The organism is Vibrio sp. Vb1574 (assembly GCF_033338675.1).
This window is the reverse complement of sequence record NZ_JAWOTC010000007.1, coordinates 1-14756: the sequence shown is the minus strand read 5'-3', so window position 1 is coordinate 14756 and position 14756 is coordinate 1. Positions and strand designations below refer to the sequence as shown.

General features: G+C 43.0%; 15 protein-coding genes. 8 read left to right on the top strand and 7 right to left on the bottom strand.

Features of this window, described 5'->3' with window-relative positions; all coding sequences use genetic code 11:
• Positions 1–29: 29 nt before the first annotated feature.
• Both R7O12_RS07275 and R7O12_RS07270 read right to left on the bottom strand, forming a co-directional pair.
• Positions 30–683 (bottom strand): isochorismatase family protein, encoded by a 654-nt coding sequence (locus tag R7O12_RS07275; protein WP_033906301.1) that lies wholly within the window; start codon positions 681–683, stop codon positions 30–32.
• Between the two features lie 32 nt (positions 684–715).
• Entirely contained in the window at positions 716–1441 is a 726-nt protein-coding gene (locus tag R7O12_RS07270; RefSeq protein WP_005373953.1) for an NUDIX domain-containing protein, read from the bottom strand.
• Positions 1442–1739: 298 nt separating this feature from the next.
• Here R7O12_RS07270 and pncB point away from each other — a divergent pair, with 298 nt between their 5' ends.
• The 4 genes from pncB (at position 1740) to R7O12_RS07250 (ending at position 5413) form a co-directional block, all read left to right on the top strand.
• Positions 1740–3050: a nicotinate phosphoribosyltransferase gene (gene pncB, locus R7O12_RS07265; RefSeq protein WP_025998656.1), complete on the top strand. Its 1311-nt coding sequence runs from the start codon at positions 1740–1742 to the stop codon at positions 3048–3050.
• A 320-nt stretch (positions 3051–3370) separates the two neighbouring features.
• A complete protein-coding gene (locus R7O12_RS07260; RefSeq protein ID WP_005373947.1) occupies positions 3371–3730 on the top strand; it encodes a hypothetical protein in 360 nt (119 codons plus the stop codon).
• Between the two features lie 214 nt (positions 3731–3944).
• A complete protein-coding gene (locus tag R7O12_RS07255; protein ID WP_005373945.1) occupies positions 3945–4463 on the top strand; it encodes a glycine zipper 2TM domain-containing protein in 519 nt (172 codons plus the stop codon).
• A gap of 170 nt (positions 4464–4633) precedes the next feature.
• Positions 4634–5413 (top strand): methyltransferase domain-containing protein, encoded by a 780-nt coding sequence (locus tag R7O12_RS07250; protein WP_213879730.1) that lies wholly within the window; start codon positions 4634–4636, stop codon positions 5411–5413.
• 63 nt (positions 5414–5476) lie between these two features.
• Here R7O12_RS07250 and R7O12_RS07245 read toward each other — a convergent pair whose 3' ends face one another.
• Positions 5477–6358 carry a DMT family transporter gene (locus tag R7O12_RS07245; RefSeq protein ID WP_005373940.1) on the bottom strand — a complete coding sequence of 294 codons (882 nt, stop codon included), beginning with the start codon at positions 6356–6358 and terminating at the stop codon, positions 5477–5479.
• Between the two features lie 93 nt (positions 6359–6451).
• On the opposite strand from R7O12_RS07245, the gene R7O12_RS07240 reads away from it, so the two are divergent.
• From R7O12_RS07240 to R7O12_RS07230, 3 genes are all read left to right on the top strand, one after another.
• A complete protein-coding gene (locus R7O12_RS07240) occupies positions 6452–7336 on the top strand; it encodes a LysR family transcriptional regulator (RefSeq protein WP_005387224.1) in 885 nt (294 codons plus the stop codon).
• Between the two features lie 180 nt (positions 7337–7516).
• Positions 7517–8131 carry an outer membrane beta-barrel protein gene (locus tag R7O12_RS07235; protein WP_005373936.1) on the top strand — a complete coding sequence of 205 codons (615 nt, stop codon included), beginning with the start codon at positions 7517–7519 and terminating at the stop codon, positions 8129–8131.
• Positions 8132–8292: 161 nt separating this feature from the next.
• The gene (locus R7O12_RS07230) at positions 8293–9960 is read left to right on the top strand and encodes an ABC transporter substrate-binding protein (RefSeq protein WP_104980421.1); all 1668 of its coding nucleotides are present in this window, start codon (positions 8293–8295) and stop codon (positions 9958–9960) included.
• Positions 9961–10035: 75 nt separating this feature from the next.
• Here the strand turns inward: R7O12_RS07230 and ompV are convergent, their stop codons facing one another.
• The 4 genes from ompV to R7O12_RS07210 all read right to left on the bottom strand — a co-directional run bounded on the left by ompV (position 10036) and on the right by R7O12_RS07210 (position 13951).
• On the bottom strand, positions 10036–10812 hold the full coding sequence (gene ompV / locus R7O12_RS07225) for an outer membrane protein OmpV (protein ID WP_104980423.1): 777 nt from the start codon (positions 10810–10812) through the stop codon (positions 10036–10038).
• A 222-nt stretch (positions 10813–11034) separates the two neighbouring features.
• Positions 11035–11568, bottom strand: coding sequence for a copper resistance protein NlpE (locus R7O12_RS07220; RefSeq protein WP_318125721.1), 534 nt, complete (start codon positions 11566–11568; stop codon positions 11035–11037).
• 261 nt (positions 11569–11829) lie between these two features.
• Positions 11830–13059, bottom strand: a complete 1230-nt coding sequence (locus tag R7O12_RS07215) for a glycine betaine/L-proline ABC transporter ATP-binding protein (RefSeq protein ID WP_005387213.1) — start codon at positions 13057–13059, stop codon at positions 11830–11832.
• Positions 13052–13951, bottom strand: coding sequence for an ABC transporter permease (locus tag R7O12_RS07210; RefSeq protein ID WP_005373926.1), 900 nt, complete (start codon positions 13949–13951; stop codon positions 13052–13054). Before R7O12_RS07210 ends, R7O12_RS07215 begins: the two co-directional genes overlap by 8 nt.
• Before the next feature lie 500 nt (positions 13952–14451).
• Here R7O12_RS07210 and R7O12_RS07205 point away from each other — a divergent pair, with 500 nt between their 5' ends.
• A complete protein-coding gene (locus R7O12_RS07205) occupies positions 14452–14742 on the top strand; it encodes a DUF134 domain-containing protein (RefSeq protein ID WP_005373924.1) in 291 nt (96 codons plus the stop codon).
• The last annotated feature ends 14 nt before the right edge of the window (positions 14743–14756 follow it).

Genomic DNA, 14756 nt, shown 5'->3' with positions numbered 1-14756 from the left:
GGTGAAATCCTTCTCGGTTACTATCGTTTCTAGGCGAACTTTTCTACGATGATGTCGTCCGCTTTCTCGACAAATAATGCGCCATTATCTCTGAGCTCTGTCAGCACATTCTCTACATTATCAGGCAGCACCGCACGAGTTGAAGCAAGATTAACTACCACATTGTAGCCAAGTTCCAGCGCTTGCATGACGGATTTTTTCACGCAAAAGTCTAAGGCAAGGCCACCGATAACTAAGGTATCAATCCCGTTGAACTTTAGAAATTCATGCGCACCTGTCGTTTTGGTGTCGGCAATATCATGGAAAAAAATACCGTAAGGGTGTGCGTCAGGATCCATACCTTTATTAACTTGAAAATCGTAGTCCAACACGGGTGGTAAGCCATCTAGCAGCTCAGAACCTGTTGTGCCAAGCACACAGTGACGGTTCCACTTTATATCCACATTCGGTAAACCAACGGGCTCAAGCATATTGGCTGGCGATTCTGCATCCCATTTTGCTTTCGGTGGGTGCAAGTCACGACTGACCAGTTTTAATCGGCCTTTGGCATGATTGTTCAAAAGCTCCGGTACGATTTCCAACGCACCTGCAACGGGCAGTTCATTTGGACATAACTCACTAAAACCTTTCTCTGGATCAACGTCGATCACTGCTGTAGTTTGATAGTTTACTCGAACAGTCATGGCAGACTCCTTGTCTGTCTGATTGTCTGCGTTTATCCACGCAAACAGTTTTGAAAAAAGGTTACTTCGTCGCTAGTCAGCGTATATACCATTGCGGGTTTTCCACCTTTGCCTTTGTTGGTTGAAGCGACTTTATTAGTGGGTTTTAGTACGCCTGAATCTATCAAGCGGCGCTTAATCGTCATTCGGCTGATATCAATACCAAACTCTTGATAAGCAGAAATGATGTCCGCAACCAAAAACTCTTTGTCTAATGCAAACAAAAGAACCGATGTGTATTCAATGGATGCACGAAGCTTTTGCCACGCTTTTTCAATGGTTTTTTGATGATCAAATGCGAGGGTTTCTTCTCCATTGAGAATAGCCTGTAGCGAAAACCATTTAAGTTGGCATTCCGGTACACCTGCATTATTTATTTGCTCTACATTGTTACGATCAACTAAGGCGTAGTGCGTAATGTTTAAGCTCCAGTCTTCTGGATCGCGTTTTGGATCACCGTCGATAAACGCTTCGCTAAAATGGCGAGGGTAGGTATGGATTTTCTCACGGCAAATTCGGCGACGCGCCGCTTCAAAGTTTTCATCGGCCGGGCGTCCGCCTTCACTGGTTAAGTCTTTATCAAAGACAAATCCGCCCGGTAGTGCCCAGACTCCATGGTATGGCCGATTTGGATTTGAACGTTTAATCAACAACACTTCCAATCCCTTATCGGCACAGCCAGATAGCCTGAATGGAATAATGTCGACAGATACGATCATGGTTGGGTCCTAATATTGATTTGTAAGTAATCTAGCGCATAACAAGTGGTCAATCAATGGGTAAGTAACGAGTTGTTAGAAACGTTTTTGGTAGTGTTCGTAATACGGTTTGAGCATAAATTTACGGATGACTCTGACTTATTCACAATGCTTGCTCGAATTCTAGACAAAAAAACCTTATAAAAATGAGTGGTTAGTAACAAAAGTTGACAAACTATAGATGGGTGTTTATTGTTTACGCAAATTAGTTAGTAACAAAAAGTTATATACCCAGGAAGGGCATGTAGAAGGGCACCTAATGACCACCAAACTATTTTCTTCCCGCATCATTCAAAGTGCTTTGGATTTCGATGTCTACAAAGTCAATATGATGAGCGCTGTAACAGCGCTTTACCCTGATGCGATGGTGTCATATAAGTTTATCGTGCGCAGTGAGGAAGACCTCTCTGAGCTTTTGCCCGAGGTAAAAGCCGAAGTCCTTAAACTGCAAGATATTCAATTTACGCAAGAAGAAATTGAATATATTAAGCGTGTCGCGCCTTACCTGAATCCTGACTTTGTTGATGCACTGCGCCATTTCCGTTTCAACCCACAAAGCGATGTCTCTTTCCATAACAAAGCCATGGCTGATGGCTCAAGCCAGTTAAGAATTACCATTAACGGTTTGTGGCGAGACACCATCTTGTACGAAACGATCATCATGAGCATCGTGTCTGAAGTTCGTAGCCGTCAGCGTTGGTCAGATATCCCTGTTGCGCAATTTACCACTGTTTTAGAAGAGAAAGTTCGACACCTAAAGTCGGAACTAAAACGTCGTAACATTACTAACTTTAAATTTTCTGACATGTCGACGCGTCGACGTTTTTCCTTTCAAGCTCAGCGCACTATGCTGGAATATTTGTGCCAGGAAGTGCCGGAATGTTTGACAGGAACAAGCAACTATCACTTAGCAAAAGAGCTAAACTTGACGCCTATCGGCACGGTTGCTCATGAATGGTTTATGGGACACCAAGCTCTGGTGAATGTGCGAGATTCGCAAAAAGTGGCGTTGCAACGTTGGCAAAAAATGTTTAATGGTGCACTAGGTATTGCGTTAACCGATACGATTGGTATCGATGCTTTCCTTAAAGACTTTGATGAAGAACTAAGTAACGCGTACTTCGGTGTACGTCACGATAGTGGTTGCCCTTATAGCTGGGGTGAAAAAATGATTGCACACTACCAGTCGCTGAATATAGACCCATTAACAAAAACACTGGTGTTTACCGACGGACTTAACTTCGAACAAGCGTTAGATATTTGCGAGTATTTCCAAGGACGTATTCAGGTGAGTTTTGGTATCGGTACTTTTCTTGCCAATGATATGGGTGATTATGTCAATAAAGATGGTGACGCCTACCAGCCACTTTCTATCGTGATAAAAATGGTCACGTGCAATGGTTCACCGGTCGCCAAAATCAGTGACGAACCTGAGAAAGCCATGTGTGAAGATATCTTCTTTTTGATGAATCTCAAGCGCCGCTTTGAACAACCTCTTGATTTAAATGAGTGTCGTAAAATGATTGATCGTTTAGAAACTGAAGGTCAAAATTATCTCATCGACGTGTAGGCGTTATCCTCTCTCCTTGATAAGCACCCTCTATCGTTACGACAAATTTATATAGGTAAACGTGGAGGGTGATTTCGTTATAGTAATATACAGAAGTAACCAGATACAGCGCAGGAAAGCACTCAAAAGTTGATGTGTTATCTGCCTTTGATTGGTGTAAATCGATACGTTACAGCATCGTGGACGGTGTATCTCATCCGACACTAAACTCAGTCTAATCACGTAGTTTATTCCCACGTACCATGAGCTCACTCGGGTATAGACGTCTATCTGCTTTTATGGCTTTGGGCTTCACGTAGTTGCTTGAATCAGGAGTCAAAATGAACCTAGTAGTACATTTGCAAAAGAAAGCGATCCGAAAATATGGCTATGAGATGGCTACTCGCCAAGCATGGAAGTGTGGTATCAAGGCAAATCTTGTAAAGCGCGTGATTGGCCTTTTTAAAGGACAAATTGTTTGTGTGGTTGAAGGTTGCCGAGCAGAGTTTTCTTCTCCTCTTAATAACCCCCTTCACGAAGATGACAAGCAGGGGCGATATGTGTTTGTTGGCGGTGTATGCTGGGAACCAAATAACATTATAGCGCCTGGTTTCCCTGATTTTATGTTTATGCACGTGCGTAATCTAAGCCACCGTCATAAGTATTTAACGGATGACGAACTATTTTTGAGCTTGGCTTAAAAATAAATCTCATAGACTAGTTCAGCCCAATCATAATCAGTAGTGATACAGTTTTAGCTCTGTTGACACGTTGCTGAGTGTTTCTTGACGTATCTTTTATAAAACAGTGTTTCTTTACTTGTTAATGACAGAGGGTTTGTTTTCGTCTGATGTGATTTCCCTTTTGCGATTTACCATAACGCTCATCAAAGCAAACCATACTGGGATGTAAATCATGAATATGAAATCTATCGCAATTGCAACGGCAGTTGTTGCTGTACTAGCAGGCTGTAAAGACAAAACGCCACCAGCTCCAACTCAAGCAAACATTACTTTGGTTGAAGCGGTGACTGAAACGGTGAAAAAGCCGCACCAAGTATGTAAAGACGTGGTAGTAACCGAGCAAGTTGCCCCTGCGGATGACAATAAAATTATTGGTACGGTTGGTGGCGCAGCAGCTGGAGCAGCGCTGGGCAACCAAATCGGTGGTGGCTCAGGTAAAGTGATTGCAACTGCAGCTGGTACGATTGCTGGTGCACTGACAGGTCGTAAGATCCAGGAAAATGTGCAAAAAGGTGATGTAGTAACAACGACGAAAAAACAGTGTCATACAGAATATACGACATCTGATAAAGTAGTGGGTTACGACGTCACTTACGAAGTTTCAGGTGCACCAACGACGGTTCGTTTGGCGAGCAAGCCAGCGACAAAAACGTTCCCAATTCAAGATGGTAACGTTGTTCTACCACAATAGTTAGCGACTTAACCGAAGCGATTAACAAGCCCTTTTATCTTTGAGATGAAAGGGCTTTTTCACATAAGCGGCGTTTTCATCTGTTTTCCCATTGGAATGTGCGGCCAGAAATACCCGTTAATTTCCGCGTTCGATACAATCACTTTTCTTAAAGTACGAACGGAAAAAACATGGAAGATTTTTACCTGACCGAGCACGGTTTGGCTGGTTATTTCGAGGCGCAATGGTTCGACAAGTTCATTGAGGAGCAACAGATTGAGATGATAACCAGTCGCTCAAAACAAGTCCCACTTTCTTTTTTGTCATCACCTCACTGCTCCCAAGTTGCTGATTTTATTGCGCAAGTGGTAATCGGAAGCAGCGTTCAGCCGTATTCCCTACTTGAGGTTGGGGCGGCGCTGGGAAGAAATTATTATGAGCTAGTGCAACGCTTACCTAACCTTAAAGAAGCGACGCTTGTGGAGCCTTCAAATAGGTTAATGGATGGCTTGAAGCAACTGTTAATAGAAGAACAACGCGTCGAGCTTACTTACCTTCACGATGTGAACACCTTAAACACTTTAGAGGTTGAGAATAGAGATATCGTACAGAAATGTGCTCATGTTGATTTGACGCTAATTAACCAGCCTTTTGAGCTCGATACTCTCCAATCTCGCTTTGATTTAGTCGTATGTTTAAATGTGATTGATCAATGTGAGTCGCCACTTAGCGTGATCAATGCTCTAAAAAAAACCACCAAGGTGGGTGGGCTGATCGTTGTCTCTTGCACTTATCAGTGGAACGCGAAACACATCAAAAATAAAGAAGAGGCGGTTGATGATATCAAAGAATACTTTGCTGAAGGCTGGCGTCTAGTGTCGGAAGCCGAGCATGAATATCGCATCCGGTTTAATGATCGCTTTGCAAGGCAGTTTTTATCTCACGTAGTCGCTTACGTAAAAACCGATTAGAGCCACATAAAAAAACCGAGCACTTACGGCTCGGTTTTTTAGTCTTTGGGTTAGAGCACAACTTTAAGTAACGTGCGCTTCTTGTTGCTCTTGCAACTTTTTCTTGCGACGCTCTCGTTTAGAAAGCCAAACCAGAGGCACAACAATCATAATGGTTCCTATTGCCATAAATATGTCTGGCACTTCTCCAAACCAAATCAATCCCACAAACACGGCACCAATTAAGCCACTGTATTCAGCGCTGGCAATTTTGTTGCTATCGATCGAGCGGTAAGCGATGACACATGTTGCTGCATAAATCATGATGAACAAACTTGAGCCAGCAGCAACAGGGAAAGCACTCCAGTCCCAAGGTTCTGCTTCGATCAGAACAAGCAAGAAGGCTACTGGAATACCTGCCAAGTTTGTCATCAATAACGTTTGCATCACAGACTGATTTTTTGGCAGTTTTCGAATGAGCAAGTTATTGATTGCTAAAGTAATTGCAACAACTAAAGCTGAAATGGCTGCCCAATCGATTTGGTCTGGACGAATGATGACCAATACACCGGCAAAGCCCATTATCGCTGCGGCGACCGATTGCTTAGACAACTGTTCTCCAAAAAAGATTGCTGCAAGCGGCAACATGATCAATGGCGCGGCGTAAAAGATCGCGTTCGCAGTTGCGAGCGGTAAAGATGAGATCGCCAAAACCATGAATATTGCACCAAGTAACCATACGTGAGCGCGAACAGCATGCCACTTAAACCCTTCAAGAAAAGGCGCATTTTTTGTTAGCAGGTAGACTGGCAGCAGGAAAAGCACCGCTGATATTTGTCGGAAAAAGACAAATTGAAAAATAGGCACTTCATTTCCGACACTTTTAATTAAAGAGTCCGAAAGCACCGCAATGAGATTTCCAACAATTAATAGCAGCATCGCTGCTCCGACCGATGTAACTTTCACTTTTTCCTCTCCTCTTTCTTTGCCAAAGAGTAGGTGATGTCATAGGATGAAGTGAAGTGATATTTATTAGTTTAAGTATGAGATTTTTAGATAATGAAATTGCCACCACTCAGAGCGGTTCACTGTTTTGAATCTGTTGCCAGAAACTCTAGCTTTTCGCTTGCTGCTGAAGAACTCAATGTGACGCAAAGTGCCGTTAGCCACCAGATACGATTATTAGAAGATTACTTGGGTGAATCATTATTTATCCGCCAAGGCAGAAAGCTCTCTTTGTCCGATACGGGCACCCGCTATTTAGAGGATATTAGCCCAGCAATTAGCTCAATTGCGATGGCCAGCCAAAAGGTGCGAGAAGGGGACAAAGGCAGCATACGGTTGGCGATTTATAGCTCGCTCGCCGTAAAGTGGCTTATTCCGCGTTTGTCTGATTTTAAGCGCCTACATCCAGAAATCGATCTGACACTCAATATGGTCGTTGGTGATCCTGAACAGACAGACAGCGTTGGCGATTGTTTTATCACGGTAGAGAAGCCAAAGCGAAACTACATGTCGGTAAAGTTATACGCGGAGACGTTGTATCCGGTCTGCAGCCATAAAATTTGGAAAGAGTTGCAAGATCAACCGATTCCAGAAGCGCTTTGGCGATACCCTATTTTGTCGACAGACTCAATTTATCGAGAGAGAGGAAAAGATTGGGCAGAGTGGTGCAGAGCGGGCGGTTACACCTTGCCGAAAGATGTCGATGTTCAACATTTTAGTCATATGTTGTTGGCAATAGAGGCGGCGCGTTATGACCAAGGCATCGCATTTGCGAATGATTTTATGCTCAATGAAAGAGATAAAGCGCACGATTTGGTGTACATCCCTTCTCATGGATTGGAAACCGGCGACAGCTTTTATTTTATTCATAAAAAGAGTCGAGCCAAGCAAGCGGAAATCATCAAACTCACTAACTGGTTGAAGCAGCAATGCTTGTGAAATGACTAAATTGTCAAAATTAAGAAAGAAAGTGGCAAAGTTGTGTCTAAATATTTCATGTTTTATTGAGTTTTTATTCATTAACATCCACTTGGTTTTGAAACCAAGTGAAATGGATAGCATGGCATGCTTAAGGATGGGCAAAACACAACCTCAATAATTAACAGGCAGTGAAATACAATGTTTAAAAAAACATGGCTAATGACAGCCCTTCTAGCAACATGTTCTGTTGCAAACGCAGCTCCTTACGTTGGTGCATCTGTAGGTCAAGCATCGTTTGGTGATGTTAATGGCTCTATCAATGGTGGTGGTACTAACGCTAGCACTAAACTTAAACTTGAAGATGACTCAAGCCTTTCAGGCAAAGTATTCGGTGGTTACAAATTCAACGAATACATTTCTCTAGAAGCAGCCATTGGTGGCTACGATGCTTTAGACGGCAAAGTTGTTACTGTTGGTGACATGAAGTATCTATCGATTCAGCCAAAAGCGACTCTACCGATTGGCGATCGTTTCAACCTTTTTGCTAAAGCTGGTCTTTCTTACTTCAATGCTGAATTCAAAATTAGCAACTCTGTGATTGACGGTAGCGCAGGCCATACCACCATTTCTGACAGCACTGTAACAGGCATGTACGGTTTAGGCGCAGAGTTCGCTATTACTGAAAACTTTGCTCTACAAGTTGAATGGGAATACATGATGCCTGAGCTAGACATTGCGAAATTTGGCAATGAAAAAGTAACGGTTGATGCAGACATCAATGTGTTCTCTGTAGGTATGAGCTACCGTTTCTAAGAATACTTATTCAAGTTACCTCTTGGCTTAGTAAACGTTTTTGACTTCTGTTGGTCGAGCTGAGTCCAAGCTTTGAATTTGTTTAGATATAGCACAGGAAGTTTAGTTGCTAAGCGTCCTGTGCTATTTTTTTTGCTTTGGAATAACTCTTAGGAATCTTTGTGAACGATGTCAATCTTAGGTATCTGGATCTACTGTTAAAGCACTTTGAACCTCACCAGTATCACCTTGTTACGCTTTCTGAGCTAGAAGCGGTGATTTGCACGTCGAGGCGCAATGTTTCTATTGTGATGAAAAAGCTTGCCACTTACGATTGGGTCGATTGGCAACCTGCGATTGGCCGAAGTAACGCTAGCCGTCTCAGTATTAATATTTCCCTCCAACAAGCGATGACCGAGTTTTTGGTTGAGGAGCTTGGCAGAGGAAGAATGAACTCAATAACGAAACTTATTGATTGGTTCGGTCAAACCGCGGTTAGAGCACTGACTATCGCTTCTGAAAAAGTGAATCGATTGAACGAATCAAATAACGCTATTTTGATTTCTTCTTACCCTTGGGTATCCAAAATCGACCCTGCGAATACTTACCGTCACACTGAATTACACGTCGCGAAAAGCGTTTATGACGTATTGCTGACCCAAAATTCCAATGGTGGTATCGAGCCATCGTTAGCACACGAATGGAAAATGGAAGGCAAGGTAATGACGTTATGGTTGCGGCCGGGCATATATCGCCATGATGGTGAACCCCTTAACATACAGGATGTGGTTTGGAGTATAGAAAGACTCAGGGAGATAAAAGGACCAGTTCACGAGCTCTGGCAATGCATTGATAGCGTGGTTGCAGAAACATCTAACTGCTTAAAAATCATATTGAAGCATCCGAACAAGTTGTTTCCATACATGCTAGCAACTCCTCATGCGTCTATTCTGTGTCGAGATGTCGTCTCTTTCGGTTCTAGTTATTCCTACCACATAGGGACTGGACCATTTAAAATCAGCGGCTGGAACCAGGAGAGTATGACTCTTGAAGCGCACAAAGAGTATTTTTCAGCACGCGCATTGTTAGATCAAATAACGCTGTCTCATGGAGATGTTAAAACCTTAAATATGTTGAGCTTTAACCAAAGCTCCGATCACGTTGAAGTGGAAAAAATTAGCGCATTTTCATATGTGACCTACCGCGAACGCGTGGAATCCCAACTCACAAAAGAGACTTGGTATCAACTCGCTGATTACATCCATGTGCAAAAGCGAATTTATGATGCGCCAAGTGCCGTTGACAACATTCAGTTAGAGACTCATGAGCAAGATTTATCAATAACAGATGGTGGTGTGATACCTAAACTGAAAGGTAAAGTGGTATTAGCTGAACCTGTCTGGACGATACCGAGTCTAATTCGCCATTCCGAATGGTTGCACAGTGTGATTCGTGCAACGGGATTAGAGTTAGAGATCATTGTTATTGATGACATTAGTTTTCCTGAGGTAGTGTCTCACCAAGCAGACTTGCTCTTCATTGAGGAAGTCATGGAAGCACCATTTGAATATGGCATCTTCGAATGGCTGTCGATAGCAACTGGACTGCGTTTTAGTTTTGATCAAAGCCAGATGTTAAGCCATAGAGAAAAGGTTCGCAGAGCGATGGCAGATGATCACTCGCTACAGTCTTTATTAAACCTAGAGAAAGCGCTGCGCGATCAGTACCTATATTTGCCTTTGTTTGTTGGCTACGAAGAAGTGACAAAAACACAGCAAGTGCGGGGTGTGCAGGTGAAGAATACAGGCTATAGCGATTTACATAGGTTATGGATTGCTCATTCACACTAGAGTCTGTGTTCAAGATTATGCAAATGTCCAACGCATAAAGCCATCGAAATGATGGCTTTATAAGGGCGTATCGGATTAGAAGTTGTACGACACACTTGCGCCAACAACCCATTGGTTTGCACTATCAATGATAGATGAGTCGCTGATACCGCTGCCTAGGCGCGTGTATTGTGTCATTTGGCTTACTTGCCAGTTGTCGTTGATTGGCATAACAAGTTTGTAGCCCACACCATAGCTTACCGTTGAATCACCTTTGTATGCTTTGCGGTTTGCGTTTGCTTCGCGTTGTTTTACACCAAAGTAGTAATCTACGTAGTCTTCACTTTGATAAGTTAGGTTAGCAAAAGGAACAAAATCAACACTACCGAATTTCATGATGTGGAAGTAAGTCGCGCCCGCTAAGTAACCTTTGTAAGCACCACTGATATCGTGCTGAAGGTACGTAGAAATGACGTTGTTTTGATCCAGTGTAAAGTCTGCGTTTAAACCTAGATCGACGGCGAAGCGGCGTTTATCTGTGCCTTTCAGGCTTTTCGCTGTATCACCGTCGCGCATTACACCGCTACCTACAAGGTAGGCACTCATGTTGATTAACTCATTGGTGTTACCGAAGAAGCGGTAGTTAATGCCACTTAGGTCGGCATTAAAGTCGTCACCATGGTAACCACCGTTGAGAATTGGTGCTGTATTATGCTTTTGATCTTTGAAAAGATCGCTGCCTTGAGCCACACCAGCTTCTACGTTCCAACCGCCTTCGTTGTTGTAGATGTTACCGTTACGAATGTAAGTATCGCCAGCGAAAGCTGAGCCAGCAGCTGTCAGAGTAAGTAGTGCAATTAATGTTTTTTTCATCATTTTTCCGAGTTGTTCTGTTTTGTTTTGAACACTGTACAAAATGACGTTGTAAGCATCTATCGGCAAAGCGTATGGAAATGTAATGAACAATCAGGGTAAGAAGCAGAATGTTGCTTCAGAATAGAAAGGTTGCTGGAATAGCTTTCGTTAAAACAGCGAAAAAATCCGAGCTGGGGTGGCTCGGATTTTGGGTATTTATCAGGTATTGATACTAGCTTCTTACTGTTTCGTTAAGTTGTATAGTGGTGCTAGGTCACCCGTTACTTTTTCGCCATTCATGTCTAGCTTCATAAGTAGGTTTTCACCAACAAAGTATTGGTTTGGTGCATCTTCATTTGTCAACGTTACGATGCTGCCATTTGCGTCCCAAGTGAATTGACCTTCAGATTTTGATTGACCGTCTTCTTTGCCTTGGTAGCTTTCTTCAAGTACGTAAGTGCCATCTTGATTTAGTGTGATGGTCATATCGATACCAGCACAATCCGCGCAAGGTAGTGTTCCTTTGTAGGTGCCGTTCCAGTCCAGAGCACTTTGTGCGTTGTGTTCAGAGTCTACAAAAGTCTCTTCAGTAATTACTTGTTCTTCTTCTACTGGTAACGTGTCAATTGTCTCAGTCGTAACGTCTGCACTGGTGGTGACTTCAGTTTCCGTTGCCTGAGGTACTTCAACTGCGCTTGTTTCGGCAGGTTTCTCATCTTGACAGCCTGCAAGAATGATTACCGCGCCTGTTAGTGCCAACATTGTCTTTTTCATTTTATCCCTCTTTAAATCAAGATTTTGTATGAGAGTAATAGTAGACATTTATCGAGGATTTGCGTCATCAAAAAGCAATAGAATGATCTAACTATGTCAATAAAACCGGATATGAGCATGAAATTGTCAGGAAAATCAGAACAATGTAAATGTTGCTTTGGGTATCAAGCTTGAGCCCACAGATAAATATCTAAAAAGGGGAGTGGGAGTGAGTTAATTGATAACAGCCCACATTGTTGTGAGCTGTATTATCAACATCATCTAAGAAACGTTATTGAAGCTTGAGCGTGAAGTGCCTCGTTTTGTGCTTCGTTGATCAGAAAACAGCTCCGCAATAACCTGACGATTTAATTCGCCTTTCAAATGGCCGTGCTCATCGATGACGGGCAGTGAATGTTCACACGACATGACTTCAGTCAGCACTTGCTCAATGGCTAAATGTGGAGAGATGATAGGCACCTCTTCATAGATATCATCACGCCAATCTGATATATGAGTTAACTTCGCTGCGTTTAGCAATCCTTGCTGTGTTATCACGCCTTGATAGCCTGCATTGGTCTCATGGTAGGCATAATCACGTTTAACACGTTTCATTTCACTCAGCGCATCTTCAATGGTTTCAGCGCGAACACAGTATGAAGGTGGCTGCATCAGCGTTTCGACTGTCAGTGCTCGCGCTCTATTGACGTCTTTTACAAAGGCTTCAACGTACTCATCGGCAGGATGCAGTAAAATTTCGTCTGGTGAGCCTTGTTGGACAAGTTCACCGTCTTTAAGAATCGCGATGCGATCGCCAAGTCGAAGCGCTTCATCTAAATCATGAGTAATGAAAATAATGGTTTTGTGCAGCTTCTGTTGCAGCTCTACCAGCTGATCTTGCATTTCGCTCCGAATCAGAGGGTCCAATGCCGAGAAAGCCTCGTCCATCAACAGTATTTCGGCGTCGGTAGCCAGTGCCCGTGCAAGGCCCACACGCTGTTGCTGTCCACCCGATAGTTGAGCAGGATACTGGTGCTCATAACCCGTCAGTCCAACGGTTTCTAACCATTCATTTGCTTTTTCTAAGCGCGCCTCTTTATTCATTCCCTGAACTTCCAAACCATATGCGATGTTGTCGATAACAGTGCGATGAGGCAGCAAGCCAAAGCGTTGGAACACCATAGACATCTTGTGACGGCGAAACTGTTCAAGCTCTTTGTTAGAAAGTTGCATGACATCCACCCCTTCTACCAAGATCTGCCCCATGGTTGGATCGATTAATCGATTGAAGTGGCGAATCATGGTGGATTTTCCAGAACCGGATAATCCCATAATGACAAAAATTTCACCCTTTTGAATTTGCAGGTTGATGTCTTTTAGTCCGACCGTGTGGCCCGTTTCCGCTAAAACCTGCTCTTTACTATGTCCCAACTTAACGCGCTCAATCACGCTATTGGGTCTGGTACCGAAGATTTTATACAGACCGCTGATTTCGATAAGTGGACTAGTCATGTTTTGAGTCTCCTAAATGAGCTTGAGTGCGTTTCGCATACGCTTGTGAAGCACGATCAAAAAGGATTGCTAGGGCGACAATTGCTAAACCATTGAGAAGACCAAGAGTGAAATATTGATTGGTAATAGACTTTAGAACAGGCTGACCTAAACCTTTTACCCCAATCATTGATGCGATGACCACCATTGACAGTGCCATCATGATCGTTTGGTTAATTCCCGCCATGATGGTTGGCATTGCAAGCGGAAGCTGAACCCCAAAAAGCCGTTGCCGAGTGCTGGCACCAAATGCGGTTGCGGCTTCCAATACTTCTTTATCAACTAGACGAATGCCCAAATTGGTTAAACGAATAACCGGTGGAATCGCGTAGATCACTACTGCGATAAGGCCAGGAATTTTCCCGATGCCCAATAACATCACAACTGGAATGAGATACACAAATGCCGGCATGGTTTGCATGACGTCGAGTAATGGTGTTACCACCGACTGAATGCGATTAGAGCGCGCCATAGCGATGCCGATAGGGATACCAAGTGCGATGGCAAGCATAGTACATACAGTGATGATACTGAGCGTACGCATAGTGTCTTCCCACATTCCAAAATAGCCAATCAGAATCAGCGAACCAAAACATGCAGCGGCCAGTTTCCAAGAGCGGCTGGCGGCATAAACGAGAGTGGTGCAGACACCTAAAATAATGAACCAAGGTGTAGAAATCAGAAGTTTTTCAAACCAGACAAGAAACGCAAGGAGCGGATCAAACAGAGACTCAATGAGTTCACCATACTCGCGAGAGAAATCTCTGTAGGCGCCGTCGAGTGTTTTGCGAATCGCCCTGAGATCAGAGGCATCCATTTCCGGGAATTCGCTGAGCCAATTTGAGTCAGACATATGTACTTCCTTTTTCTGATATACCTAAGCGCTTTCAAGAAACTTAATTTGGCAAGAAGAGTAGGGCGCCTAGGCCAAGTAATGGTCGTTCGACAGGTTCTGTATCGAAAGTATTACCCTTTAAGCTCAGGCCGATGTCGTCAAACTTCTCTTTTTCGTTCCTTAGGTATACATCCTTTTAAATAAAACAATCATTAGTGTTCAAACTAATGATTTGCTTGGATTATAGTTTTTCTTCTTCAATAAAATGAACACATTAGCGTGTATTTGTATGAAAAATCTGCGCAAACTAACGTTTTTATTATCCGGTTAATTAGAATTGATCTTTTTGTTCGTTTGTCATCAAAATTCCTAAATTATTAGATGTCTAATTAATGCTGATGTATTACGTATTTGTCGTGTTGATTTTTGCAAACTTAGTTTATTGGCATATGCTAAAAATGTTATTGGCATATGCCAGTTTAAGGCGTAATTTGACTCTGTGTTTTTGAGGGACAATGATGGCAAGACCAAAGATAGAAAGACGAATATGCGGACGTGCGGCTCACCATTGCTTTAAGCCCAATGGCATTCCATTTAATCAGTTGGAGCAAGTCGCCATATTACCAGAAGAGTTAGAAGCGCTACGTTTAGCCGACTTAGAGGGGCTTAGCCAGCAGCAAGCTGCGGAGCAGATGGGCGTTTCTAGACAAACTTTTGGTAACACAGTAAAAAGTGCAAGATTGAAAGTCGCAAAAAGTTTAGTTGAAGGTCATGCATTAGTTTTTCCGAATGAGGAGTCAAACTTATGATTTATGCTATTCCT

What these genes read in the sequence shown, in the direction of transcription:
- R7O12_RS07275 (WP_033906301.1), bottom strand. Translation starts at nt 683, where the DNA reads ATGACTGTTCGAGTAAACTATCAAACTACAGCAGTGATCGACGTTGAT.
- R7O12_RS07270 (WP_005373953.1), bottom strand. Translation starts at nt 1,441, where the DNA reads ATGATCGTATCTGTCGACATTATTCCATTCAGGCTATCTGGCTGTGCC.
- pncB (WP_025998656.1), top strand. Translation starts at nt 1,740, where the DNA reads ATGACCACCAAACTATTTTCTTCCCGCATCATTCAAAGTGCTTTGGAT.
- R7O12_RS07260 (WP_005373947.1), top strand. Translation starts at nt 3,371, where the DNA reads ATGAACCTAGTAGTACATTTGCAAAAGAAAGCGATCCGAAAATATGGC.
- R7O12_RS07255 (WP_005373945.1), top strand. Translation starts at nt 3,945, where the DNA reads ATGAATATGAAATCTATCGCAATTGCAACGGCAGTTGTTGCTGTACTA.
- R7O12_RS07250 (WP_213879730.1), top strand. Translation starts at nt 4,634, where the DNA reads ATGGAAGATTTTTACCTGACCGAGCACGGTTTGGCTGGTTATTTCGAG.
- R7O12_RS07240 (WP_005387224.1), top strand. Translation starts at nt 6,452, where the DNA reads ATGAAATTGCCACCACTCAGAGCGGTTCACTGTTTTGAATCTGTTGCC.
- R7O12_RS07235 (WP_005373936.1), top strand. Translation starts at nt 7,517, where the DNA reads ATGTTTAAAAAAACATGGCTAATGACAGCCCTTCTAGCAACATGTTCT.
- ompV (WP_104980423.1), bottom strand. Translation starts at nt 10,812, where the DNA reads ATGAAAAAAACATTAATTGCACTACTTACTCTGACAGCTGCTGGCTCA.
- R7O12_RS07220 (WP_318125721.1), bottom strand. Translation starts at nt 11,568, where the DNA reads ATGAAAAAGACAATGTTGGCACTAACAGGCGCGGTAATCATTCTTGCA.
- R7O12_RS07215 (WP_005387213.1), bottom strand. Translation starts at nt 13,059, where the DNA reads ATGACTAGTCCACTTATCGAAATCAGCGGTCTGTATAAAATCTTCGGT.
- R7O12_RS07210 (WP_005373926.1), bottom strand. Translation starts at nt 13,951, where the DNA reads ATGTCTGACTCAAATTGGCTCAGCGAATTCCCGGAAATGGATGCCTCT.
- R7O12_RS07205 (WP_005373924.1), top strand. Translation starts at nt 14,452, where the DNA reads ATGGCAAGACCAAAGATAGAAAGACGAATATGCGGACGTGCGGCTCAC.